This is a genomic window from Actinomadura madurae (assembly GCF_047130825.1).
GTDB lineage: Bacteria > Actinomycetota > Actinomycetes > Streptosporangiales > Streptosporangiaceae > Spirillospora > Spirillospora madurae.
Genome location: NZ_CP083237.1, coordinates 7162010 through 7185870 on the forward strand (window position 1 = coordinate 7162010; position 23861 = coordinate 7185870).

At 70.6% G+C, this 23861-nt stretch carries 21 protein-coding genes; 14 read left to right on the forward strand and 7 right to left on the reverse strand.

Features of this window, described 5'->3' with window-relative positions; translation table 11 throughout:
* The first annotated feature begins 14 nt into the window (after positions 1-14).
* The 3 genes from K8Z49_RS32935 to K8Z49_RS32945 are packed head-to-tail and all read left to right on the forward strand — an operon-like array spanning position 15 to position 3801.
* Positions 15-647: a (2Fe-2S)-binding protein gene (locus tag K8Z49_RS32935; RefSeq protein WP_412516034.1), complete on the forward strand. Its 633-nt coding sequence runs from the start codon at positions 15-17 to the stop codon at positions 645-647.
* On the forward strand, positions 626-1603 hold the full coding sequence (locus K8Z49_RS32940) for an FAD binding domain-containing protein (RefSeq protein WP_021592572.1): 978 nt from the start codon (positions 626-628) through the stop codon (positions 1601-1603). The genes K8Z49_RS32935 and K8Z49_RS32940 overlap by 22 nt, the downstream gene beginning before the upstream one ends.
* On the forward strand, positions 1603-3801 hold the full coding sequence (locus K8Z49_RS32945) for a xanthine dehydrogenase family protein molybdopterin-binding subunit (protein ID WP_412516035.1): 2199 nt from the start codon (positions 1603-1605) through the stop codon (positions 3799-3801). Before K8Z49_RS32940 ends, K8Z49_RS32945 begins: the two co-directional genes overlap by 1 nt.
* On the opposite strand, the gene K8Z49_RS32950 is transcribed toward K8Z49_RS32945, so the two are convergent.
* The 3 genes from K8Z49_RS32950 to K8Z49_RS32960 form a co-directional block, all read right to left on the reverse strand.
* Positions 3779-4450 carry a DUF2397 family protein gene (locus K8Z49_RS32950; protein ID WP_412516036.1) on the reverse strand — a complete coding sequence of 224 codons (672 nt, stop codon included), beginning with the start codon at positions 4448-4450 and terminating at the stop codon, positions 3779-3781. The two genes, K8Z49_RS32945 and K8Z49_RS32950, sit on opposite strands and share 23 nt — an antisense overlap.
* Before the next feature lie 198 nt (positions 4451-4648).
* Entirely contained in the window at positions 4649-6628 is a 1980-nt protein-coding gene (locus K8Z49_RS32955; RefSeq protein ID WP_412516037.1) for a multicopper oxidase family protein, read from the reverse strand.
* Positions 6625-7092 carry a DUF6220 domain-containing protein gene (locus K8Z49_RS32960; RefSeq protein WP_075021148.1) on the reverse strand — a complete coding sequence of 156 codons (468 nt, stop codon included), beginning with the start codon at positions 7090-7092 and terminating at the stop codon, positions 6625-6627. The genes K8Z49_RS32955 and K8Z49_RS32960 overlap by 4 nt, the downstream gene beginning before the upstream one ends.
* Positions 7093-7379: 287 nt before the next feature.
* On the opposite strand from K8Z49_RS32960, the gene K8Z49_RS32965 reads away from it, so the two are divergent.
* A complete protein-coding gene (locus K8Z49_RS32965; protein ID WP_021592567.1) occupies positions 7380-8072 on the forward strand; it encodes a response regulator transcription factor in 693 nt (230 codons plus the stop codon).
* Between the two features lie 193 nt (positions 8073-8265).
* Here the strand turns inward: K8Z49_RS32965 and K8Z49_RS32970 are convergent, their stop codons facing one another.
* Positions 8266-10332, reverse strand: coding sequence for an MMPL family transporter (locus K8Z49_RS32970; RefSeq protein ID WP_412516038.1), 2067 nt, complete (start codon positions 10330-10332; stop codon positions 8266-8268).
* Between the two features lie 333 nt (positions 10333-10665).
* On the opposite strand from K8Z49_RS32970, the gene K8Z49_RS32975 reads away from it, so the two are divergent.
* Positions 10666-11895 carry a sensor histidine kinase gene (locus K8Z49_RS32975; RefSeq protein WP_021592565.1) on the forward strand — a complete coding sequence of 410 codons (1230 nt, stop codon included), beginning with the start codon at positions 10666-10668 and terminating at the stop codon, positions 11893-11895.
* A 401-nt stretch (positions 11896-12296) separates the two neighbouring features.
* Here the strand turns inward: K8Z49_RS32975 and K8Z49_RS32980 are convergent, their stop codons facing one another.
* Together K8Z49_RS32980 and K8Z49_RS32985 are read right to left on the reverse strand one after the other, a co-directional pair.
* Positions 12297-12869, reverse strand: a complete 573-nt coding sequence (locus K8Z49_RS32980) for a Dps family protein (protein WP_024934483.1) — start codon at positions 12867-12869, stop codon at positions 12297-12299.
* Between the two features lie 86 nt (positions 12870-12955).
* Positions 12956-14428, reverse strand: a complete 1473-nt coding sequence (locus K8Z49_RS32985; protein ID WP_412516039.1) for a dihydrolipoyl dehydrogenase family protein — start codon at positions 14426-14428, stop codon at positions 12956-12958.
* A 219-nt stretch (positions 14429-14647) separates the two neighbouring features.
* Here K8Z49_RS32985 and K8Z49_RS32990 point away from each other — a divergent pair, with 219 nt between their 5' ends.
* The 9 genes from K8Z49_RS32990 to K8Z49_RS33030 all read left to right on the forward strand — a co-directional run bounded on the left by K8Z49_RS32990 (position 14648) and on the right by K8Z49_RS33030 (position 20890).
* Positions 14648-15451: an SDR family NAD(P)-dependent oxidoreductase gene (locus tag K8Z49_RS32990; protein WP_412516040.1), complete on the forward strand. Its 804-nt coding sequence runs from the start codon at positions 14648-14650 to the stop codon at positions 15449-15451.
* A 74-nt stretch (positions 15452-15525) separates the two neighbouring features.
* The gene (locus K8Z49_RS32995; protein WP_412516041.1) at positions 15526-16404 is read left to right on the forward strand and encodes an alpha/beta fold hydrolase; all 879 of its coding nucleotides are present in this window, start codon (positions 15526-15528) and stop codon (positions 16402-16404) included.
* Positions 16401-17006 carry a sulfite oxidase-like oxidoreductase gene (locus K8Z49_RS33000; protein WP_412516042.1) on the forward strand — a complete coding sequence of 202 codons (606 nt, stop codon included), beginning with the start codon at positions 16401-16403 and terminating at the stop codon, positions 17004-17006. Before K8Z49_RS32995 ends, K8Z49_RS33000 begins: the two co-directional genes overlap by 4 nt.
* Positions 16976-17710: a ferredoxin reductase gene (locus K8Z49_RS33005; protein ID WP_021592558.1), complete on the forward strand. Its 735-nt coding sequence runs from the start codon at positions 16976-16978 to the stop codon at positions 17708-17710. The genes K8Z49_RS33000 and K8Z49_RS33005 overlap by 31 nt, the downstream gene beginning before the upstream one ends.
* Positions 17710-18003, forward strand: a complete 294-nt coding sequence (locus tag K8Z49_RS33010; RefSeq protein WP_021592557.1) for a DUF6510 family protein — start codon at positions 17710-17712, stop codon at positions 18001-18003. Before K8Z49_RS33005 ends, K8Z49_RS33010 begins: the two co-directional genes overlap by 1 nt.
* Positions 18004-18054: 51 nt before the next feature.
* Positions 18055-18597: a hypothetical protein gene (locus K8Z49_RS33015; RefSeq protein ID WP_412516043.1), complete on the forward strand. Its 543-nt coding sequence runs from the start codon at positions 18055-18057 to the stop codon at positions 18595-18597.
* Between the two features lie 119 nt (positions 18598-18716).
* A complete protein-coding gene (locus tag K8Z49_RS33020; protein WP_412516044.1) occupies positions 18717-19982 on the forward strand; it encodes a beta-propeller fold lactonase family protein in 1266 nt (421 codons plus the stop codon).
* Positions 19983-20120: 138 nt separating this feature from the next.
* Positions 20121-20603: a DUF5709 domain-containing protein gene (locus K8Z49_RS33025; protein WP_412516045.1), complete on the forward strand. Its 483-nt coding sequence runs from the start codon at positions 20121-20123 to the stop codon at positions 20601-20603.
* A complete protein-coding gene (locus tag K8Z49_RS33030; RefSeq protein ID WP_021592553.1) occupies positions 20600-20890 on the forward strand; it encodes a hypothetical protein in 291 nt (96 codons plus the stop codon). The genes K8Z49_RS33025 and K8Z49_RS33030 overlap by 4 nt, the downstream gene beginning before the upstream one ends.
* 37 nt (positions 20891-20927) lie before the next feature.
* Here the strand turns inward: K8Z49_RS33030 and K8Z49_RS33035 are convergent, their stop codons facing one another.
* Positions 20928-23777 carry a helix-turn-helix transcriptional regulator gene (locus K8Z49_RS33035; protein ID WP_412516046.1) on the reverse strand — a complete coding sequence of 950 codons (2850 nt, stop codon included), beginning with the start codon at positions 23775-23777 and terminating at the stop codon, positions 20928-20930.
* Positions 23778-23861 lie beyond the last annotated feature (84 nt).

Consider the following 23861-nt stretch of genomic DNA (forward strand, 5'->3'; position numbering starts at 1 on the left):
GAAGGAAGACTCACATGTCCGCTGACGACACACATCACGCTGATAGGCCGTTGTCTCGACATAACGTTCATGGCGGCGAGGACCGCGGCAGCGGGCATTCTTGCTTTCGGGTCGGTGAGCCCGGCAGCCCCGGCTGCACTCACGCAGGGCCTACCAGCAGAGTCGCGCTGAAGGTCAACGGAGTACTCCAAGATATCGAGGTCGACAATCGCACCTCGCTGCTGGACCTGCTGCGCGAGCGGCTCGACCTCACCGGCACCAAGAAGGGATGCGACGCGGGCGCCTGCGGTGCCTGCACGGTGCTGGTGAACGGCGCACGCGTCAATGCCTGCCTCACCCTGGCGGTTCGACTGCGGGACGCCGAGATCACCACCGTGGAGGGCCTGGTCACCGGCGACGGTGATCTCCATCCGCTCCAGCAGGCGTTCATCGACCAGGACGCCTTCCAGTGCGGCTACTGCACACCAGGGCAGATCATGTCCGGCATCGGTTGCATTCGTGAAGGGCACGCGGGCTCCGCGGAGGAGATCCGGGAGTGGATGAGCGGAAACATCTGCCGCTGCGGCTGCTACGTCAACATCGTCCAAGCGGTGCAGCAAGCCGCTGGGGCCGAGGGAGAGCGACGATGTACCCGTTCTCGTACCTGAAGGTCGACAGTCAGTCCGCTGCCGTCGCCGCGGCGGACCGCGGCGGACGCTTCATCGCGGGGGGCACGACCTTGGTCGACCTGATGCGCGAGGAGGTCGAACGTCCCGAGGCGTTGATCGACATCAGCGCGCTACCGATGCGCGCCATCACGCCCACCCCCCGCGGGGGCATGCGCATCGGCGCGCTGGCGACGATGGCCGACGTCGCCGCCGATCCTGGCGTCCGAACGTCTTTCCCGATGGTCTCGGAGGCCCTCGAACTGAGCGCTTCGGCCCAACTGCGGAACATGGCCACCATCGGCGGCAACATCATGCAGCGAACCCGGTGCCCATACTTCCGAGACCGCTCGGCGTCCTGCAACAAGCGCGAGCCGGGTTCCGGATGCGCCGCTCGCGAGGGCGACAACCGCGCCCACGCGATCCTGGGAACCTCCGCGGCCTGCGTGGCCACCCACCCTTCCGACCTCGCCGTGGCCTTCGCCGCACTGGACGCCGTGGTTCACCTTCGACACGTGCGCGGACGCCGCCAGGTGGCCTTCGCCGATTTCCTCGTCAAGCCGGGAAGCACGCCCGAACGGGAACACGCACTGCGGGACGCAGAACTGATCACCGCGGTGGAGATCCCCGCCCAGCCCCGGCCGCTGCGGTCGGGCTACCTCAAGGTCCGGGACCGGCAGAGCTACGAGTTCGCACTGACCTCTGCCGCCGTCGCGCTTTCGATCAGCGACGGCCTGATCCGGACGGCGAAGGTCGCCGCCGGCGGAGTCGGCACCGTGCCGTGGCGGCTTCGCGCGGTGGAGCGGCGGCTGGTCGGGCGGCGGCCGTCACCCGACCTGTGGCGCACCGCGGCCGAACATGCCGCCGACGGTGCCGAACCCCTCGAACACAACGCCTTCAAGGTCGACCTGCTCCAGCGCACGGTCGAGCGTCAGTTGCGAGTCGTGGGAGAACAGTGATGAGTCACCAGCCCGAGGTGGCCGTCGGCCGCGCACACAAGCGTGTCGAAGGCCGCCTCAAGGTCACCGGCCGGGCGACGTACGCGGCCGACCACGGCATCGACGACGTCGCGTACGCGGTGATGGTCGACAGCAGTATCGGCCGCGGCCGGATCACCGCGATCGACTCCGCGGCCGCGGAGGCCGAGGCCGGTGTGCTGAGCGTGCTCAGCCACCGCAACGCGCCCACGCTGCCGTACGAGGACAACACCGACGGCTCGTACAACCCGCCCGGCGTGCGCCTGCGCGTGTTCCAGGACGACCAGGTGCACTTCTTCGGTCAGCCGGTCGCCGTCGTCGTCGCCCAGTCCTTGGAGATCGCCCAGCACGCGGCACACCTGATCGACGTCACCTACAAGGTTGAACAGCCGTCCACCGACCTGAGCACGGCGCCCGCCGACGAGCCGTCCACCTACGCCCGCGGCGAGGCTGAGGCCGCTCTGGAATCGGCGCCGATACAGCTCGACCTGACGTACGACCTGGCCCGAAACCACCACAACCCGATGGAGCCGCATGCCACCATCGCCCGCTGGGAGCGCGGCCGCCTCACCGTCATGGACAAGACCCAGTGGGTCGGCGACGGCACGCAACTCGAACTCGCCACGGTCTTCGGCATACCTCGAACCGATGTCCGCGTCATCTCGCCGTACGTCGGTGGCGCCTTCGGCAGCGCCCTGCGCTGCTGGCCGCACGTGACCGTGGCCGCGCTCGCCGCCCGCGAGACCGGCCGGCCCGTCAAACTCGTGATGGCCCGCCGCCAGCTGTACTTCGGCACCGGCTTCCGGCCGGCGTACGAATACCGCCTCCGGCTGGGGGCCCAGCGCAATGGACGCCTCACCGCCACGATCCATGACATCCGCGCCGAGACCTCCTCCTACGAGACCTTCACCGAAGCAGTGATGACCCCCGGCCGGATGCTTTACAGCACCCCCAACGTCCAGCAGGCCTACCGGACCGTCCCGCTGGACGTGAACACCCCGACCTACATGCGCGGCCCCGGGTACGTCAGCGCGGTCCACGTCCTCGAGACCGCGATGGACGAGGTGGCCCACCGGCTCGGCATCGACCCGATCGAGCTGCGACGACGCAACGAGCCGGACGCGGACCCGTCCTCGGAGCTGCCGTTCTCCACCCGCCGCCTCCAGGAGTGCTACACCGTCGGAGCGCGTGAGTTCGGCTGGAACGACCGCGATCGCGAACCCGGATCCACCCGGGCCGGCGACTGGCTCGTCGGCACCGGCATGGCGGCGGCGGTCTACAACACCGCACGCACGACCGCACGGGCCTCGGTCCGCCTCAACGTCGACGGGACAGCACTGGTCCAAGCCGCCACCAGCGACATGGGACCGGGAACCTACACCTCCATGACCCAGGTCGCCGCAGACGAACTCGGCCTCAGCACCGACGAAGTGACCTTTCAACTCGGCGACTCCGACATGCCGGTGACTCCGCCCCACGGCGCGTCGACGACCATGGCCAGCGTCGGCTCGGCGGTCCACGACGGCGCGCGCCGCGTCCGGCGGTCGGCCATCGAGCTCGCCGTCAACGACCCCGCCTCGCCCCTCCACGGGGCCGATCCCGGTGACGTGGTGGCAACCCGCGGCAGGCTTCATCTCGAGAGCGACCCGCGCCGCGACGACAGCTACCGGGCACTTCTCGCCCGCAACGGCCGCGCCCGGCTGGAGGCCCCCGGCATGTTCGCGCCGCCGACCGAGGAAACCCGATCCGCATACGCCTACGGTGCGGTCTTCGCGGAGGTAGGCGTCGACCAAAGCCTCGGCGTGATCCGTATCCGCCGCATGCTCGGCGTCTACGACGCCGGCCGGATCATCAACCCACGGCTGGCCCACAGCCAGGCCATCGGCGGCATGGTCGGCGGCATCGGCACGGCCCTGCTCGAACACACCACCACCGACCACCGCGACGGCCGGATCACCAATGCCGACCTCGCCGACTACCTCGTCCCCGTCAACGCCGACGTACGTGATCTGAACGCGATCTTCCTCGAAGGCCGCGACGACTACGCAGACCCCATCAGCGTCAAAGGACTCGGCGAAGTCGTCCAAGTCGGCATCGCCCCCGCGATCGCCAACGCCGTCTTCCACGCCACCGCCCGCCGCATCCGCGAGCTGCCCATCACCATCGAGACCATGCTCTAACACCCGAACCGTCGAGCCGGTTGGAAAACCGATCGCCCCGCGGTATGTCGACCTCGGTCATCGCGCACCTCGCCGCCGCCCGCCACAGCCGGTGCATCGCGGTCTCGTGCTGCTTGATCGCCGTCACCGCCGGTCGGCGCAGCAGCCGCGCCTGCGACGGGCGGTCCGGCCCGCCGGAGACGAACCAGTCCCGGAGCCCTCGCCACCGGTTGCGCCACGACTCCAGCGCGCCGGCCTCGGCGCGGCCGAACGCCTCGGCGGCGTCCGCCCCGTCGGGGACGGCTTCGGAGGCCTCCCGCCGTGCCGCCAGGCCGAGCAGCCGTTCGTTGCCTCGCGCCTCCACCTCGTCCAGCGGCCTCGCGATGTCGGCGCCGGAGTTGGCGAGGTCGGCGATGAACCGGTTGATGTAGTCGATGAGCTTTCCTTGTAGGCGATGAACCCCCCGACATCGCCGTCGGAGAAGTCGATCGCCCGCCGCAGCGACGACATGAACGCCTGCGCGTTGTCGGCGAGCGAGGCGAACCGGCCGGCCAGCGCCACCGACTGCAGCTCGCCGCGCTGTCCGAGCCGTCGAGGCCCTCATCGCGGAAGGAGCCGTTCCCGCCGGATGACGGAGAGCACCTCCGGCCCGATCCTCGCGGCGGGACATCGCCCACCACGCGGGCGCGGCTCCCACGGACTTCGCTCGTCGGACGCAACGGCGCGAGCATCTGCCGATGATCGGGTCCGCCTTTCCACGGCCGTCGCGGTCGGCCCGGCCGAGCGAACCCGCTCGGCGATCGTCCGCCCGACCGGTCCCGTGCCGATCACGATCACGTTGGGCGGGCGACCTGCCTGCGGCCGGGTGCTATCCATGACCGGCGTGCGCGTCTCCGAAGGGCGTGGTGACTCCCTCGTAGGAGACGCGCAGCATCATTCCCTGCTCGGCGTGGGGCAGGTTGTGGCAGTGATTCATCCAGATCCCGGGGTTGGTGGCTTCGAAGGCCACCTCCCAGACCTCTCCCGCCCGCACCTCGAACGTGTCCATCCACAGTGGACTGCCGGATGAGGGCGTCCCGTCCCTGGACAGGATCAGCACGGGATGGCCGTGCAGATGCCAGGGGTGAGTGTCCAGGCTTCGGTTGACGACCGTGAACCGGACGACATCGCCTTCCGCGACGAGCAGGTCCGGGATCGATGGGTGCCCCCGCCCGTTGACCGTCTGCGCGTAGGCCGGCCCGCCGTCGACCATTGCCACGGCGCGGTCCAGGACGAGGGTGAAGTGCCGGTCAGCGGCGTCTGGATCGAACGGGGCGCGCGCAGGCGTTCCGTAGCGCAGGAGGTCGAGTTCGGGCCAGTCGGAGGTGTCCTCGACCCGGGGCTCGCGCTCTGCGTCGCCGTCCGGGTGCAGCCGCACGCCGGTGTCGCGGTCGTTGTCGAGCACCAGCGCGACGGTCGTGGCCGGCATGACGAACACCAGGTCGTAGCGCCCGCCGGCGGGCAGCCGCAGGCTCACGTCGCGGACCTGCTGGGGATGGTGGAGGTCGCGGCCGTCGACGGCCGCGACCCGGAACGGGGTCCCGGCCAGCGCGAGCCGGTGCGGATCCGAATCGGTGTTGATCAGCCGCAGCCGTACCGTCGTACCAGGTGCCGCGGTCTGTACGGTGCGCCCGTCCTGGTGCCCCACGACGACCGTACCGGCGAACGTGTGGACGGGCAGCGTGAGGTCCACCTGCCGCCGGCCGGTGCTTTCATCCGCCCGCCGTCCGTCTCGTGGTGTGACGACGAGCGTCCCGTACAGTCCCTTGCGCACGCCGGGGTCCGATGCCTCGTGGGTGTGGTACCAGTAGGTGCCTGCCTGGTCGGCGCGGAATCGGTAGACGAACTCTTCACCGGGTCTCACCGGACGCTGTGTCAGGTCCGGCACACCGTCCTCACCGCACGGCACGTCGTAGCCGTGCCAGTGCAGTGTGACCCCGCCGTCGATGTCGCTGTTGCGCAGCGTCACCTCGACCACATCACCCTCGGTGGCGCTGATCGCCGGGCCCGGTACCTGGCCGTTGTACGTCCACGCGTCGATCTCACGTCCGGACGCCAGTCGTACGGTCGCCGTCTTCGCGGTGAGCACGTGCCGGTGCCTGGCACCGCCGGGAGACGGGCTCCCGAGGCCGCGCAGATCGGCCACCGCCAGTGCCGGACGGGAGCCGGATGCGTGGGCCGGGCCGTCGCCGGTGATCGCGGAGCCGGTGGGTCTGAACAGCAGGCCGACGCCTGTGCCCCCGGCGGCTCCCACGACTCCGGTTCCGACGGCGGTGATGAGGAACCGCCGTCGGGTGAGAGCTGGATGACGGTCGGTCTCCCCGCGCACCTCCTCGCCGTCCGCCGCCACGACGCGGGCGGTCAGCACGGCGCCGGCCGCCACGAGCGAGACCGTGATCAGCGCGGTCGACCAGGTGAGGGGGTACCCGGCGAGGAAGGTCACCACGAGACCGGCCAGCGCGGCGTACGCGGCGGTGAGCAGCGCGACGACGCAGCTCGCCGGCAGGCGCTCGCCCGCCGTCCTTCGCGCCGTCCGCAGCCGCGACCCCGCGGTGAGCACCGCGGCCGCCCCGGCGACGCCGAGCAACGGAAGGCCCAGCAGCACTTTTTCCTCGACGAACCACCAGCCCCGGCCGGCCAGGATCGACACGGTGGCGCCCCGGGTGAGCGTGACCAGGACGGCTGCGATGAGCAGTCCGAATCCGAGCCGGTGACGCCGGAGGGCCGCCGCGACGCCGGCCCCGAACCACAGCGCCGCGCCCAGCAGGGCGACGCCATGGTCCAGGACGATCAACCGGGCCGTGGTCACTGAGCGGATCCCGGTGCGGATCCGCCGGCTCGGGCATCGTCGCCGGCGGCCCGCGCGGTGGATGCCGAGGAGGTCGACGGTTCTCGCGCCTGGCGGAGGATCCCGCCCGCCACGCCCATCATGATCAGCCCGTTGACCGCGTGCAGGCCGAAGACGAGCCGGCCCGCGGTCGTGGTGTCTCCCGTGTCGCCGAACGCCTTGGCGACGGTCGCGATCACGGGCTGACCGATCCCCAGCGCGGTGAGCAGACCGGCCAAGCCGACGAGCCGGCCGGGCAGGCGGCCCAGCGCGGCGGTCAGCGTCGTCAGGAGCGCAAGGAGGACGACCATGTAGCCCAGCGCCCGGTGCGGCCGGAAGGCATCGTCGTTGGGTGCGGTGTCGAACGCTCCGCTGCCGGCCAGGAAGAACTGGACAGCGATCGCGAGCACGAGCACTGCCGCAAGTCCGGCGATGATCTTACGCATGGAAAAGCGCCCTTCGGGTCGGTGTGGTCACGGACGTGCTCTTTTCCGTCGGGGGGTCACGAAAGGAATCGTCGCGTCGTCGCCCCGGGGCGTCCTCTGGTGGCGGATGGCTGTGCGTACGCAGATCTGCGTACGCGGTCGGCGTTTGATCGCGCTCTTCGCCGTAGTTGGCACGGACGGACGAGTATTCGGTGGTACCCGCCCCGGCGATAGGATCCGGATGTGCAACGCAGAGCCGCGCCGTTGGCAAACATGCGCCCCTTGGCGCCGACCGGAACGGCACACCTGTGAGCGCGGCGGGCCCGTCCTCGCCCGGCAACGCTCCGATCAAGGTCCTGCTCGCCGATGACGAGCGTCTTGTGCGATCCGGGTTCAAGGTACTGATCGACGTCGAGGACGACATCGAAGTGGTCGGGGAGGCCACCGACGGTGCCGAGGCCGTCGAGCGGGCCCGGATGACCCGTCCCGACGTTGTGCTCATGGACATCCGGATGCCGAAGCTCGACGGCATCCAGGCGACCAGCGAGATCGTCAAGACACGTGGGCTGCAGCATGTCCGGGTCCTGATCCTCACCACCTACGAGACCGACGCGTACGTCTTCGAAGCGCTGCAGGCCGGTGCCAGCGGCTTCATGCTCAAGGACGCGGGACCGGCCGAGCTTCTCCATGCCATCCGGGTCGTGGCCGCCGGGGACGCGTTGCTCGCCCCGCGGATCACCCGGCGCCTGATCGCCCAGTTCACCGCGCAACGGGCCGCCACGCAGGCCGGTGAGGACCGGCTGGCGGTCCTCACCCAGCGCGAACGTGAAGTGCTGGCCCTGGTGGGACAGGGCCTGAGCAACGACGAGATCGGTGCCGAGCTGAGCCTGAGCCCGGCCACCGCGCGCACCCACGTCAGCCACGCGATGGTGAAACTGGGCGCGCGGGACCGCGCACAACTGGTCGTCATCGCCTATCGGACAGGGCTCGTCAGCCCTTAAGCCGTGATCAGCACCGTCGCGGCCGCAGGACCCGTGTGCGAGGCCCCCGCACCCCGGAGATCTCGTCCCGCTCGGCATCGGCCTGGTCGTGACGGGCGTCAGCCGGTGCGGCGGTGAGCAAGCGACGGACGGACATGGAGTTCCTCTCGGATCGACGGATATCGGGGAAGGCGGTGGATGGGACGGGGCGTCGTCACACGGCCGCTGGTGTGCGAGGCGCCGGGACCGTCTTCGGTGCCCGGCGTCCGGGCATCCACCAGTTGGCCTTGCCGCACAGTTCCATCACGGCGGGGACGAAGATCAACCGAACGATGGTGGCGTCGATGAGCACGGCGACGGCCATGCCCAGACCGCCCTGCTTGACCGCGACGTCCGGGCCGAACAACGAGGTGGTGAAGACGGCGATCATGATGGCGGCCGCGGACGTGATCACCTTGGCGGTCCGCGCCAGCCCCTGGGCGACGGCCACGCGGGTGTCGCCGGTCCGCTCGTACTCCTCACGGACCCGTGAGATCAGGAAGACCTGGTAGTCCATCGACAGGCCGAACAGGACCGGGAACATCATCATCGGGACCCAGGTCGTGACCGGCATGGCGGCGGGGAACCCCAGGGCCGGGCCGAGCCATCCCCACTGCACGACCGCCACCACCACACCGTAGGCGGCGCCGATCGACAGCAGGTTCATCACGGCTGCCTGCAAAGCGATCGTGACCGACCGGACCAAAGCGATGAGCAGCACCATGGACATCGCGATGACGACCAGGATCATCAGGGGCAGGCGCGAGCCGGACTCCTCGGCGACGTCGATGGTGCCGGCGTTCGGTCCCCCGATGAGGACCTGTTCGCCGCCGGGCGCCTTGGGCAGCACGTCGTCGCGGAGTTCGTGCACCAGGTTCGTGGTCGCCTCGTCCTGGTACCCGGTCGTGGGGAAGGCGGTGAAGGTGACGGCCTGCCCGTCCTCGCTGACCCGGGGCGGCGTGGCATGGGCGATGCCCTCGGTCTTGCGGACCGCTTCGACGACGGGGCGCAGATCGGCGTCCTTGGAGTCGACCTCGGTGGCGAAGACCAGGGGTGCTCCGTAACCCGGACCGAAGCCCTCGGAGAGGATCTCGTACGAGATGTAGCTGCCCCTGTCCCGGGGCTGGACGCTGGCGTCGGGCTGGCTCAACCGCATCGAGAGCGTGGGGGCGGCCAGCACCAGCAGGGTCCCGCCGGCGAGGAGCGCGGCGACCAGCGGCCTGCGCTGCACCACGCCGGCCCAACGCTCGGCGAGCGCGCGGCGCTCCCGGGGCGGCGCACCGGGCTCCCGGTTCCGGCGGGACGCGCGACGAGGCAGGCGCAGCGAGTTGATCCTGTACCCGGTGAAGCCCAGGAACGCGGGCAGCAGCGTCACCGCGGCGACCATCGTGATCAACACCGTGATCGACGTGGCGACGGCCACCCCGGTCATCAGCCGCTGTCCCATGACGACCAGGCCCATCAGCGCGATCACGACGGTCGTGCCGGCGAACAGCACCGCGCGACCGGCCGTGTCGATGGCCTTGGCCGTGGCGCGCTCGGGTTCGTCGCCGTCGCGGAGGCCGTCCTTGTAGCGGGTCACGATGAACAGCGCGTAGTCGATGCCGACGCCGAGCCCGATCATCGCGCCGAAGGCCTGGGTGAAGTCCGGCGCCGGGACCAGGTGCCCCACCACCTTCATCAGCGCGAGGCCGCCCACGATGGCCAGGAGGGCGGTCACGATCGGCAGGCCCATGGCCACCAGTGACCCGAAGGCGATGAACAGGATCACCGCTGCCGCCAGCAGGCCCACGCTCTCGGCCGGGCCCTGCGGGGGTGTCTCGGCCTTTTCCGCCATGTACCCGCCCAGCGCGAGCGCGACGTTGTCGTCGGAGGCCTTCTTGACGATGGTCACCAGTGGCTTGACCTCGCTCTTCTTCACCTCCTTGTCGCTCAGCGGGATGGTGACGCGGGCGATACGACGCCCCTGCGCGACCAGGTTCTCGTCCTGATACGGCGAGATCACCGGCCCGGTGGCGGGTGATGCGGCGAGATCGGCGATGGTCTTCTCGATCTTCTGCCGGGCGGCGGGATCGTCGATCCCCCTGTCGGCCTTGATCGCAAGGGTCAGCCTGTCGCCCTGCTCTTTCGGGAAGTGCTTCTCCAGCAACATGTTCGCCTTGGCCGACTGCGAGTCTCCTCCGGAGAAGTCGTTGTCGGGGGCCGCGCCGTAGCCGAACCCGACGTACGCCACGGCGATCACACCGAGGACCCAGGCCAGGAGAACCAGGCGGCGGCGGCGGAAACAGAAGCGACCCAGTCTCGCCAGAGCTCCATCCGTACGTGGAGACTCGGGTGTCTTCATCATCAGCTCCTCAGAGGTCGAGCCTTGCGGCACGCTTCGTCCCGATAAGGGAGGGGTTGATCGGTCACGACGGCGATCGTCGCGTGCGCAAGGCGGCCCTGGCCTCTGACGACGGATGGTCATGTCTACGCAATCGGGCGTAACCGGCTGTGCCGCGCCGCGCCCGTCGACGTAGCGGGTCGCGCGTCTGAGCGGAGCCTTGTCCGTGGACGCGAACAGTAGGATCACGGTATGAAGATCCGCCCCGGGCCCTCCCTGCGGGTGCTGACCCAAGACGCGCTGCTCGCGCTCTTCGTCACCGCGATGTCGGTCCAGGGCACGGTCGCCCTCGCAGCCGCCAGAGGGACGGAACAACGTCCGCTCACCGACTTCGGGTACCTCGGATTCACACTGCTCGTGGTGGGCGGCCTGGTCGTGACCGTCCGCCGCTCGTGGCCGGTCCCGGCGTTCGTCACCGCCGCATTGGCCAGCGTGGTCTATTACGCCCTTGGGTTCCCGGACGGGTACGGCTGGCTCGGGCTCATGGTCGCCCTGTACACCCTCGCCGCCTACGGTGACGGGCGCCGGTCATTGGCGATCGCCGGCGCGGGCATCGCGGTCCTGGCCGCCGCGTGGCTGTACGCAGGGGCCGACGTGGAGCCGCGCGAGGCCATCGGCTGGGTGTTCTTCCGCATCGGTGTGGCGGTCATGAGCACGACTCTCGGCGAGTCCGTACGCTCCCGGCGGGTCATCGCGGCCGACGCTCAAGAGCGCGCAGAACTGGCGGAACGGACCCGCGAGGAAGAAGCGCGCGCCCGGGTCGATGCCGAACGGCTCCGGATCGCACGCGAAGTCCACGACACCGTCGCTCACGCCATCGCGATCATCAACGTGCAGTCCGGCGTCACCGCGCACGTGCTCGACAAGCGACCCGGCCAGGCACGTGAGGCGTTGCAGACCATCGAGCAGACGAGCTCCCGGACGCTGCAGGAGATGCGAGCCATACTCGGAGTCCTCCGCGGCGGCGACGACGACCCTGTGCCGCACACCAGCCTGGAACAGATCGACGACCTCACCGCCGAGGCACGCGCCGCCGGACTGGACGTCACACTCGAAGTGGACTCGCCCGCAGCGCCGTTGCCGAGCGCGGTGGACAGTGCCGCCTACCGGATCCTTCAGGAGTCGATCACCAACATCATCCGGCACACCGGCCCGACCCGGGTGACGGTCGCGGTGAACCCGGGGATCGACCATCTGGAGATCCGTGTCACCGACCAGGGCCGCACCGGTTCGAACGGCGCCCCCGTGACTCGACCGCCCGGCAACGGCCCGGGCATGGCGAACAAACCCGGTCGCGGGATCCTGGGCATGCGCGAGCGCTGTCAACTGCTCGGCGGAGAGCTCAACGCCGAGCCGACCCCGGGCGGGGGGTTCGAGGTCACGGCACGGCTGCCCCTCGCACCGACCGGGTCGCGCTTCTGAACGGCCGTGGGTTCGTACGCGATCACGCGGAGCGGCGAGGTGATCAGCTCGGTTCGGCGGGCAACCGCGGTTCCTCGATCGTGTCCGGGCGGACCCCGCACGGAGTGGTTCCAAGGCCGGTGAGAGCCTCGGTGAGACGACGTCGGACGGCACAGCAAAAAGTGCGGGCCGAGGCGCACCTCGATCCCGCACCATATGGGGAAATGGTTCGTGTCCGAGGGCGAGCGTGAGCATTCGCACATGCTGACCACGGTGCCGATCGGGGACGTCTGCCGCGTCGCGGTGGGATAGCCGCCCACCTGCACGTCGTGGTGATATCCGGTCCGGACGCGGTGGGCGCAATGCCATCGAATCCGAGTTTGCCCGTTTGGGCCATATCGCCTGGGGACGATCCGGGGGCTTCATTCCCGGGTGGTTCGTACGAGGGGTGTGTCGACGAGGTGTTCGGCGAGGAACCAGGACTGCAGTTCGCCGGTGCGGATGACGCCGGAGACGATCAGATCGCTGGTTCCGTCGTCCCCGAACCCGGTGGCGCGGGCCGCGTCTTCGTGGGCGGCGATCAGGATCGTCTCATGGGCTTCCAGCAGCCGGGACAGCATCGCGGGGACTTCCTCGGCGCCGTCCGGTGGACGAGGCACGCGGGTGAACTGGGCCGCGTGCCTGGGATCGCCCACCGCGACCCCGCCCAGGGTCTGCACCCGCTCGGCGATGGCGTCGATCAGCGTCGACTGCTCGTTCGCGTGCTTGTCCAGCAGCAGGTGCAATGGGTAGAAGGTCGGGCCGCGCATGAGCCAGTGATGCTTCTTGTACATCGCGTACAGCATCTGGGTGTCGGCCAGCAGGTGGTTCAGGCGCTGGCAGGAGTCCATTCGGGCCTGATAGGAGAGCCCGAGCGGGAATTGACGGACGGTCCCGAACTTCTGCACCTCGCGCCCGTGCTGGTGAAGCCATGGCTGTGATGTGGCGCTCTGCATGCGCTGGTCTCCTTCGAGTCGGTGCCTGTCGATCATGAATCGTGCGGCGTGATTCGCGGCGTTCCGCCGGCCCGGGGCGGCTCGGCTCAGCGATCCCGCCGTCCGTCCGTCGCGTCGCGGTAGGCCTCCAGCAGGCGGAGCCAGACCTCGCTGATGGACGGGAAGCAGGGGACCGCGTGCCAGAGGCGGCTGACGGGCGCCTGCGCGGCGACGGCGACGGTGGCCGAGTGGACCAGCTCCTCGATCGCGGGGCCGACCATCGTGACGCCGAGCAGCCGGTCCTGGTCCTCGTCGACGACCATGCGGGCGCGGCCGGTGTAGCCGTCCGCGTAGAGTCCCGCTCCGGCGACCTTCTCACCGGTGTCGACGTCGACCACCCGGATCCGGTGCCCGGCGCGCTCGGCCTGGTCGGCGGTCAGTCCCACCGCGCCCGCCTGCGGGTCGCAGAAGAAGACCTGCGGTACCGCGTGGCTGTCGGCGGTGGCGGCGTGCGGCCCCCACGGGGCGGGGTCCACCGGCCGTCCGACCGCGCGGGCGGCGATCACGGCTCCGGCGACGCGGGCCTGGTACTTGCCCTGGTGGGTGAGGATGGCGCGGCCGTTGACGTCGCCGAGCGCGTACAGCCATCTGTCGCCGGCCACGGCGCGGACGGCGCAGGTGTCGTCCACCTCCAGCCACGAGCCCGGCTCCAGGCCGACGGTCTGCAGGCCGATGTCGTAGGTCAGCGGCCTGCGTCCGATCGCGAGGAGCACCTCGTCGGCCTCCAGCTCTTCCCCGCCTTCAAGGGACAGTGTGACCGGGCCGGTGGGGTCCGGGCGGCGCATGCCCTCGACGGTGACTCCGATCCGCACGTCGATCCCGGCCTCGGTGTAGGCGCGCGCGATCATCTCGCCGACGAAGGGCTCCATCTTCGGCAGCAGCCCTTCGGCCTGCGCCAGGAGGGTGACCGAGGAACCGAGACCGTGCCAGGCAGTGGCCATCTCGACGCCCACTCCGCCGCCGCCGATGATGGCGAGCCGTTCTGGGACCGTGCGGGAGTCGGTGCCCTCCCGGTTCGTCCAGGGCCGCACGTCGGCCAGGTTGGCCAGCTCGGGAAAGTTCGGGCGGCTGCCGGTGCAGACGACCACCGCGTGGCGGGCGGCGAGGGGAATGGTGGAGCCGCCCGGGATCTCCACGGACACGCGCCGTGTGCCGTCCAGGCGCGCGTGGCCGCGGATCAGGTCGGCGCCGATGTCCTTCAGGAACTGGGCCTGGCCCCGGTCGTCCCAGCCGGTCACCCAGGTGTCCCGCCGGGCGAGCACGGCCGCGGCGTCCGCCGCCCCGGTCACCGCCTCCCGGGCTCCGCCGACGCGGCGGGCGTCGGCGAGCGCCGTGACTGGCCGCAGCATCGCCTTGCTCGGAACGCACGCCCAGTACGAGCACTCCCCGCCGACCAGCTCTCGTTCCACGGCCGCCACGGTCAGCCCGGCCGAGCGGACCCGCTCGGCGATCGTCTGCCCGACCGGTCCCGTGCCGATCACGATCACGTCGTAGTCTTCCGCGGCCTCGTGTGCGCTCACGGCCTGCTCCTCTTCTCGGTGCTCGGACTTCTCACCTGACTTGGTAGTCGGGCGCGGGACGCACCGGCATCCCCGGTCTTGACGATTCCGAGGGGCACCCCCGCGAACGCCAGGAATAGCCGCCTTGACGATGTGGGCGCCGGTGCGCCGGGCGACGGTGGGTTGCGACGAGGGCGCCGGCCACAGGGTTCGCGGGCGCCGGAACGAAGGGAGTGCTGGATGAGCATGAACTGGCTCGACCGGATGGAGTCCATGCCGGTCTTCGCGGAGCGGAAGCTCATCGTCGTCGGGGGCAGCAGCGGCATGGGGCGCCAGACCGCTGCGGACGTGGTGGGAGCCGGGGGGACCGCCGTCATCATCGGGCGGAATCCCGCCAAGGTGGAGGCCACCGTCAAGGAACTGGGCGGGGACGGCCGCGCGGTCGGGATCGCGGCGGACCTGTCGGAGCCGATGGCGGCCGAGGAGACCCGCCGGATTCTGGCGGCCGAGCACGCCGACGCGACGCTGCTGGTCAACGCCGCAGGGCTGTTCCTGCCCAAGCCGTTCCTGGACTACGACGGCACCGACTACGACGTCTACCAGGAGCTGAACCGGGCGATCTTCTTCCTGACCCAGACGGTGGCCCGGGGGATGGCCGAGAGCGGGCAGGGCGGGTCGATCGTGAACATCGGCAGCATGTGGGCGCACCAGGCGGTCGGGGCCACACCGTCGTCGGGATACTCCCTGGCCAAGGGCGGGCTGCACGCCCTGACCCGCAACCTGGCGCTGGAACTGGCGCCGCACAAGATCCGGGTGAACACCGTGGCGCCGGCCGTGATCGCGACACCGATCTACGAGAAGTTCGTGCCGGAGGACCAGCTGGAGGCGACGCTGCACGGCTTCGACGCGTTCCACCCGATCGGCCGGACCGGCACCGTCCGCGACGTGGCCAACACCATCACCTTCCTGCTGTCCCCGGCGACCGACTGGGTCACCGGCGCCGTCTGGAACGTCGACGGCGGCGTCATGGCAGGACGCAACTGACCCGAGGGGAACCGGCCGCCCCGGGGCACCTCCCGGGGCGGCGGACTCCCGGAACGCCACCGGAGGAATCGATCATGGCGTCCGTTCATCACCGCTACACGACGGTGCAGGGCCACCGGCTGTTCTACCGCGAGGCAGGACCGGCCGACGCTCCCGTCATCGTGCTCCTGCACGGTTTTCCGACCAGCTCGTTCATGTTCCGCGATCTCATCCCGCCGCTGGCGCGGCGCTACCACGTGATCGCGCCGGACCTGCTCGGCTTCGGCCTCTCCGATGCCCCGCCCGCCGGCGAGTTCGACTACACCTTCGACTCCCTCCACCGGCTGACCGCGGGCCTGCTCGGCGAACTGGGGGTCACCCGCTACGCCGTCTACGTCCACGACTACGGCGCCCCGATCGGCTGGCGGCTCGCGCTGGCCGACCCGCGGGCCATCACGGCGATCATCACGCAGAACGGCAACGGCTACGAGGCGGGATTCGTCGAGAGCTTCTGGAAGACCGTGTGGGACTACCAGAACGCCCAGACACCGCAGACCGAGGGCGCCATCCGGGCCGCGCTGAGCCTGGAGGTGACCCGGTGGCAGTACCTCACCGGCGTCCCGGACGAGACCCTCATCAGCCCCGATGCCTGGCACCACGACTTCGCGCTCCTGTCTCGCCCCGGCAACGACGCGATCCAGCTCGCGCTCTTCCGCGACTACGTCACCAACCCGCGGATGTACCCGGCTCTGCACGACTACCTGAGAAGGCACCGCCCTCCCGTCCTGGCGGTCTGGGGGAAGGGCGACGAGATCTTCGGACCGGAGGGCGCCAGGGCCTTCGCGGCAGACGTGCCCGACGCTGAGATCCACCTGCTCGACGGCGGGCACTTCCTGCTGGAAAGCGCTCACGACCAGGTCGCCGAACTGGTCCTCGGCTTTCTCGACCGGTCGGTCGGCAGGGGCGCCCGATGAGTGTCGTCTCACGCGGATTCCACGGCCGCCGCGGCGCGGCCGGGACAGAGGGCCGGATACCGCCCGGACAGCACGAGACCACCGGCTTCCCCGTGCTCTCGGCCGGTCCGACGCCGCGCACTCCACTGGCGGAGTGGACGTTCTCCGTCCGGCGCCACGGTGCGGATCTGAGGTCCTGGACCTGGGACGAGATGCTGGCGCTGCCCGCCGAGACCTTCACCGCCGACATCCACTGCGTGACCCGGTGGTCCAAGCTCGACACGCGCTGGCGCGGAGTCTCGATGGACACGCTCCTGGACGGAACCGGCCAGGACGCCCCGTACCTGCTGGCGTTCTGCGACGGCGGCTACACCACCGATCTGCCGGTGGCGGACGTGTCCGGCGGCCGGGCCTGGGTGGTCTACGAGTACGACGGCCGGCCGCTGGACCCCGAACACGGCGGTCCGGCCCGGCTGCTCGTCCCGCACCTCTACTTCTGGAAGAGCGCGAAATGGATCCGCGGCGTGGACCTGCTCGATCACGACGAGCCCGGCTTCTGGGAAACCTACGGCTACCACATGTACGGAGACCCGTGGAAGGAACAGCGCTACCACGGCGACTGACCTGGCATACCGCGACCGTCAAGGCCGCCACCTGGGAGACTCCGACGGTCCGCACCCTGGAGCTGGCGGTGCCGGGCTGGCCCGGACACCGCGCCGGCCAGCACTTGGACGTCCGGCTGACGGCCGCGGACGGCTACGTCGCGGAACGGCAGTACTCCATCGCCTCGGCGCCCGGCGAACCGCTGGCCATCACCGTCGAACGGCTGGAGCACGGAGAGGTCTCCCCGTACCTCACCGACGAGGTCCGGGTCGGCGACAGGCTGGAACTGCGCGGCCCGGTGGGCGGCTATTTCGTCTGGGAGGCCGCCGACGAGGGGCCGCTGCTCCTCGTCGCGGGCGGCTCGGGCATCGCCCCGCTCCGGGCCATCATCCGCGAGCGGCGACGCTGCGGCAGCCGCGTCCCGGTGTGCCTGCTCTACTCGGCGCGCACGCTGCCGGACGTGATCTACCGCGCCGAACTCGACTCCTGCACCGAGGGCATCGCCGTCAGCTACACGCTGACCCGGGCGCGCCCGCCCGGCTGGACGGGGTACACGCGGCGCGTGGACGTCGAGCTGCTGGCGGAGGTGGCCTGGCACGTCCACCAGAAGCCGATCGCCTTCGTCTGCGGCCCGACCGGCTTCGTCGAAACCGTGGCCGCGGGGCTCGTCGAACTGGGCTACCCGCCCGGACGGATCAAGACCGAACGGTTCGGAGGGAACTGATGCAGACGCTCGACGGGAACGCCATCGCCGGACTCTTGCAGGACATTTTCGGGGAGGAGATGACGTCGGCGACGGCCGTCTGCGGGACGTGCGGTTCCGCCGCCGCGCTCGCCGGCGCCGTGGTCTACCCGCACCTGCCCGGCCACGTCGTACGCTGCCGCACCTGCACCGGGCTGCTGATGGTCGTCACCCGCGTCCGCGGGATCTACTGCCTCGACCTCCAGGGCATCGCCGCCCTGGACCGTCCGCATGACGCACGGGCCGACGATGCGGCGGCCGGGCGCGTGCAGTGATGCCGGAGGCGGGGAGCACAAGGCGAATTCGCGAGCCGGAGGAGCTTTATCGTGCCTCGGTACAGGATTCATTGCGGTGGCGGATATTGGGATGAGTACGGTCGACGCTTCACGCAGGCCGCGCTTCCGCATCTCGACGAGATCTACTCCGTCGCATTGCGCATGACTGGCGAGCGGGCCGAAGCAGAAGAGATCGTGCTGGAGACCTACACTCAGGCGTTCTATTCGTTCGGCCAACGTCCGCTGTATGAGCCGCTTGAAACGTGGTTGTACGCCATTTTGCTGCAGGTCGTCGCCGAGGCGCCGCTGCTGTCGCCCATCCGGCCGGTGGAGCGCGGAACGCGCATCTCCGGCCCTCTCGAAGCAGGAGAAGAAATGAGCACGACCGACAAGCACAAGCGGGAAAGACTGCGCGACATCGAAGTGGACCTCGACCGGCTGCGACGGGACCTCATCCCGCCCACCGGCGATGCCCACGACTACATCGACTCCGCCCAGGACCTCAACGCCCGCGAGGAGATCGGCGGCATGATCGAGACGCTCGAGAGCGAGCGCGAACGTCTGCGTGCGCAGCTGGGCCCCTCCGAGGCCTGACCCTTCCACTGGGCCGAGCAGCCGCCGAAATATCAAGCCTGACGATGTGCCGACGCCGACGGCGGGCCAGTCTGAAGCTCATCGGATGGCTCGCTGGAATGGCGAAGAAGGGGAGAGTTATGGCCGAGAAGCAGGCGATGTCCGCGCCAATGCAGCCGATGCCGGGGCACGGTGGGCATCTCTACATGCAGACGAACGAGATCCGCAACTACATCGTCCACTACCACCGGGCCCCGGACGGGAAGCTCACGGAAGTGGAGCGGGTCTCCACGGGTGGCGCCGGTTCCGGGACCTACAAGCCGGTCAGCGGCCAGGAGAGCGCCCCCAACGCCTTCGAAGGCGCGAACAGCGTGATTCTCACGCCGGACCATCGATTCCTGTTCACGACCAACGGCGGCGACAATTCGGTCTCCAGCTTCGCCGTCGGCGCGGACGGGAAACTGACGCTGCTGGACGCCGCCCGGACCGGAAACGTCGTCGACGGGCGCAGTGGCAGCGCCAAGGCGCTCACGTACTCCCCGTCGCACGGCACCCTCTTCGTCGTGCACGCGCTCGGGCCCGACCATCTGCGGCTGATGTCGGTCGACGAGGCCGGCATGCTCACCGCCCGCCCGGAGCGGTACACGGTGAACACGATGGACAAGACCGACCGGGTGGCCACGATGGCCACGCTCACCCCGGACGAGAAGTTCCTCGTGGTCGGCACGACGTTCGACCAGCGGCCGGAGGCGAACCCGGACGGCTCTCCGATCCTGTGGGTGGACAAGAACGGCGCACCTCACTCGATCGCCTCGAACGCGCCCGACCCGGACGGCCTGATCGTGTTCCCGGTCGGCGCCTACGGCGTCCTGGGGGAGCCGAGATTCCAGGACGGCGGCGGCGGTTCGCCGTGGAACCCGCAGTTCCTGCATCAGCGGCCCGACCACTTCCTCATCGGGTACGCCGTCGGCGACGGCCTGGCGATGGCGACGATCGGTGAGGACGGCAGCGTCAGCACCGGTCCGATCACGCCGATCGACACGGCCGGCGGCAAGCCCTCGGAACTGTGCTGGCTCGCCATTTCGCCGGACGACCGATGGGCGTTCGCCACGAACTTCGGATACGGCTACGTCACCAGTTTCCGCATCGACGGAAACACCCTCACGGTGGCCAAGGACCCCGCCTGCCCGAAGGTCCCCGGCGACGGAACGTTCCGCGCGCTGAACGGGACGGTCAGCAGCGGTCCGGGCGACAACTGGCTGTGCCCGACCGGGGCGTACCTCTACCAGCTCTACCCGAACGCCTCGAAGCTCGTCGGCTACGCGGTCCGTCCGGACGGAGCCCTCGACGAGGTCACCAGCGTGACCACCCCCTACCAGAGCCCGCAGGGCCTCACCGGATTCTGAGCGGGGCCGCCGAGGCGTCCCGCGTCGGGCACCGACCGGGTGCATTGGGAAGCACCGGTGCACCCGGACGGCCGGCGCTCGGGGAACCGGCAAGGGCCTGACGGGGGGCCGCATGAGCGACATCGAAGGAGCGGGCAGATGCCGAGATGGGAACGTCACGAATCCGAGGACCTGGAGGACTACGAGGTTCTCGATTCCGCCGACACTCTGGACGGGCCGCCGGGGGACGACCCTCTGGATCGGGGGGTGGTGCCGCCGCAGCGGTGGTCCGCCGCGATCGCCTACGGCACGACGGCCTCCGAACAGGAAGCGGGGTCGCTGGATCGGCTTTCGGCCGCGGAGGAGCCCGATGTCATCGCGGATCTCGATGACGATGAGGCGGGTGAGTTCGCCTGGGACGAGAACGCGACCGAGGTGGAGACATCGCGCTCCACGGGTGGAGACATCGCCGATCCGAGGGCGGGCCGCCTGGTGCCCGCGTACACGGATCTCTACGAGGAGGGCGACGAATACCTTGTCGTCCGCGACGAACTCGTCGCTCGCGACGCGGGGGTCGACGGCGGCGGCGCGTCCGCGGAGGAGGCGGCGATCCACGTGGTGAGCGACGAGGCCGGCTCATGATCACCTGGGGTCGGGTGACGCGGGACGACGTGGTGCGGGCGATCCACGAGTACGACCGGCTCGGTCTGGAGTCGTTCTTCGCCGAGCACGGATTCGGCCACGCCACCACCTACGAGCTGGTCTGGGAGGAGCGGTCCTATCCGCCCAAGGCGATCCTGGGCAGGGCCTACGAACTGGCCACCGGACACCGCCTCCGCTCCGGTGACTTCGAAGGAGGCAAGAGCGGCGCGGTCAGAGTGCTCGGGAGGCTGGGCTTCACCGTCCGGCCGCAGCGGCCCGCCGGGTAGCCGCTCCTCCTCCAGGTGGCGCGTCTCCGGTACCTCATCAGCCTTCCTTGGCGGGTATCCCTCGTTCGGTCGCGATGCGGGCCAGCTCGACCCGGGAATGGATGCCGAGCTTCGTGAAGACGTGCCGCAGATGCGTGTTCACCGTGTACGCCGACAGGTAGAGGCGCTCGGCGACCTCGCGGTTCGTCGCGCCCCGCGCCACCAGGCTCACCACGGCGAACTCCGACTCGGTCAGCTCCGGCCACTCGGGAGCGGAGCGGGAGCCGCCCGCGGTGGGCCGCACCCCGCGGGCGCGCAGCAGGCTGCGCACGCGGGCGGCGTCCCGCTCGGCCCCGGCCCTGGTGTAGGACGCGAGCGCCGATTCGAGGAGCGGCACCGCCTCGTCCGCCCGAGTGGCCGGAAGCAGCCTCCCGGCGTCTTCGAGCACGGCCGCGCGCACCAGTGGCCGCGGATCGCCGTCGCTGCGCGCGACGGCGAGAAGCGCCGTGTCCGGGTCGGCGTCCAGCACCGCTCGGGCGTGCAGGGCGGCGCACTCCAGGAACGGGAAATCCGCGTTCCGTGCGGCGAACTCCTCCAGGTTGGCGACCACCGACTCGGCGTCGCCGCGCCTGCCCGCGTCCAGCAGGATGCGGGTGACGATGGCCGAGTCGGCGTGCGTGCGCGGGCTGCTGCTGGCCAGCGCTCCGCGGGCCAGCGGGTCGAGGAGCCGCACGTCGATCCCCGCCACCTGCGACGGGTCCGCGTCGGCGTCGGCCACCAGCGCCTTGAGCCAGCCGCCCAGTGCCTGCGCGGACGGGGACTCGTGCGTCCCCAGAAGCCGTTCCGCCGACCGGCGGGCCTGGGCGAGCTCGTCCGGATCACCGGTGTGCAGCGCCACCCGGCCCGCGATGTAGAAGCAGAGATGGTCGGCTTGGCCGTACTTCTCGTCCGCTGTGATCTCGTCGGACATCTCGATGGTCGCCTCGGCGTCGGAACGGGCGTCGGCGAGCCGGCCGGCGGCGTACATCGCACGGCACCGGATGACCGACCAGTTGCGGATGTGCACCGCCACGCCCTCGCGCTGGGCGTCCCGTATCCCGGCATCGATGATCGCGATCGCCTCGTCGACGCGGGCCAGCCGGAGATACATGATCGCGATCCAGACGTCCAGGCGCCATACCCGCGCCGCCTCGGCGCTCTCCGCCTCGCGCTGGCGGGCGGTCGCCGCGCCGAGGAGGTCGAGGGAGCGCCGCCAGGCGCCCCGGGCGAGCGTCAGCGAAGCCCGCGCGAACAGGGTGAGCATCTCGTCGGCCGGATCGCCGCTCTCCCGGGCGCGTTCGGCGGCGGACTCGGTGGCCCGCTCCGCCCCGGCGACGTCCCCGAGCAGGTCGAGCGCCAGCGCGAGGCTGATCTGCAGCTGGATCAGCAGCGGCGCGGACAGGCCGGGCAACTCCAGCGCCCGGCGGCACTGCTCGGCGCTGTCGGCGAGCGCGTACTGCGACAGCAGGAGGGCGAGCCTCAGCCTGGCCTCGGCCTCGGCCTCCGGATCGGCGATGTCGCCCGCGCCCGCCGCGACCAGCCGAACCGCCTCGGCGGCCTTGCCGGCGAGCGTGAGGTAGCCGAGAGTCTCGGTGGTGAGCGCGCCGCGGCCGGGATCACGCGGTGGCGTCAGCTCCAGCGCACGCCGGCTGAGCACGCTCGCCATGGCCGGGGACACCTGCCCGGTCTCGGCGGCGGCCCGCCGCAGGATCGCGATCGCGCCAGAGTCGCCGGGCGCGGCCGCCTTCATGACGAGCTCCGCGACGTCGGGCGGCGGTGCGCCGTGCCGCAGCATCACCTCGACGGCCTGGCGCTGCAGGCTCTGCCGGACGGTCGCGGGCAAGGCGGCCTCCACCGCCTCGCGGACCAGATCGTGCCGGAAGGCGACCCGGTCGCCGTCCTCGGCGATCAGCCCGGCCGCCATCGCCTCCCGCAATGCGCCGAAGACCTCGGCGGGCGAGCCGCCGGTGAGGGTGGCGAGTTCCGCCGCCGAGAACCGGCGGCCGAGCACGGACGCCATCTGGAGGGCGGCGCGGGCGCGCTCGGACAGCCGCGCCAGATGGTCCTCGATCGAGTCGACGAACCGCAGCGGTATCCGGGTGCCGACGAGGCGGGCGACCCCGCCGGACACCTCCACCAGTTTCTCCTCGCGCATGCCGCGCAGCAGCTCGGTCAGCAGGAACGGGTGGCCCTGGACGCGCGCGGTGACCCGCAGCAACGCGACGTCGGGCGCACCGCTCAGCAGGTCGGCCGTGACATCGGCGACCGCGGTGTCGCTCAGCGGGCCCAGCGTGACCTTGAGCGCGCCGGCGGCCTCCAGCCGGGACAGGGCCGTGCGCGCCGGTTCGGCCACCTCCCCGGACCGGGTGGACAGCAGCCAGAGGATCCGGTGCGTCGCGAGCTGCCGCGTGAGCGTGCCGAGCGCCGCGAGCGTGGCCTCGTCGGCCCACTGCACGTCATCGACCGAGATCAGCACGGGTCGGTGGAGCGCGGCTCGCTCCAGTGCCTCCTGCAGTTCGCGTAGCAACCAGAACCGCTGGTCGGGGGACTGGGACAGGTCGCGCAGCACGGGCGGATCCACCGGCGCGCCCGGTGCGTACACGAGGGCCTGGAGTAGCGGCGCGAGCGGAATCACCTGCCCGGCGACGTCGCAGACGCCGTGGAAGACGCTGATGCCTCGTTCGCGGGCCATGTGCTCGGCGGCTTCCATCAGCACGGTCTTGCCCAAGCCGGCCAGTCCCGCGATGAGGACCGTACCGCCGCGGCCGGCGAGCACGGCGTCGAGCCGGTCGCGCAGCGCATCGATCTCGGCCTCCCGTCCCCGCAGGGGAGGTCCGGGCATGAACGGGCCGATGGCGCTCACGTCCACTCTCGTCCTCCATTCGAGCCCAGTGCGATGTCGCGGCCGCACTGCCTCGTCCATCCCCATGGCCGACTGTACTGACCATGGACG

Excerpts from the sequence above, each read along its gene's own strand:
- K8Z49_RS32940 (WP_021592572.1), top strand. The coding sequence starts at position 626 with ATGTACCCGTTCTCGTACCTGAAGGTCGACAGTCAGTCCGCTGCCGTC.
- K8Z49_RS32975 (WP_021592565.1), top strand. The coding sequence starts at position 10,666 with ATGAAGATCCGCCCCGGGCCCTCCCTGCGGGTGCTGACCCAAGACGCG.
- K8Z49_RS32990 (WP_412516040.1), top strand. The coding sequence starts at position 14,648 with ATGAGCATGAACTGGCTCGACCGGATGGAGTCCATGCCGGTCTTCGCG.
- K8Z49_RS32980 (WP_024934483.1), bottom strand. The coding sequence starts at position 12,869 with ATGCAGAGCGCCACATCACAGCCATGGCTTCACCAGCACGGGCGCGAG.
- K8Z49_RS33030 (WP_021592553.1), top strand. The coding sequence starts at position 20,600 with ATGATCACCTGGGGTCGGGTGACGCGGGACGACGTGGTGCGGGCGATC.
- K8Z49_RS33020 (WP_412516044.1), top strand. The coding sequence starts at position 18,717 with ATGGCCGAGAAGCAGGCGATGTCCGCGCCAATGCAGCCGATGCCGGGG.
- K8Z49_RS33000 (WP_412516042.1), top strand. The coding sequence starts at position 16,401 with ATGAGTGTCGTCTCACGCGGATTCCACGGCCGCCGCGGCGCGGCCGGG.
- K8Z49_RS33025 (WP_412516045.1), top strand. The coding sequence starts at position 20,121 with ATGCCGAGATGGGAACGTCACGAATCCGAGGACCTGGAGGACTACGAG.
- K8Z49_RS32935 (WP_412516034.1), top strand. The coding sequence starts at position 15 with ATGTCCGCTGACGACACACATCACGCTGATAGGCCGTTGTCTCGACAT.
- K8Z49_RS32960 (WP_075021148.1), bottom strand. The coding sequence starts at position 7,092 with ATGCGTAAGATCATCGCCGGACTTGCGGCAGTGCTCGTGCTCGCGATC.
- K8Z49_RS32995 (WP_412516041.1), top strand. The coding sequence starts at position 15,526 with ATGGCGTCCGTTCATCACCGCTACACGACGGTGCAGGGCCACCGGCTG.
- K8Z49_RS33010 (WP_021592557.1), top strand. The coding sequence starts at position 17,710 with ATGCAGACGCTCGACGGGAACGCCATCGCCGGACTCTTGCAGGACATT.
- K8Z49_RS32950 (WP_412516036.1), bottom strand. The coding sequence starts at position 4,450 with ATGTCCCGCCGCGAGGATCGGGCCGGAGGTGCTCTCCGTCATCCGGCG.
- K8Z49_RS32945 (WP_412516035.1), top strand. The coding sequence starts at position 1,603 with ATGAGTCACCAGCCCGAGGTGGCCGTCGGCCGCGCACACAAGCGTGTC.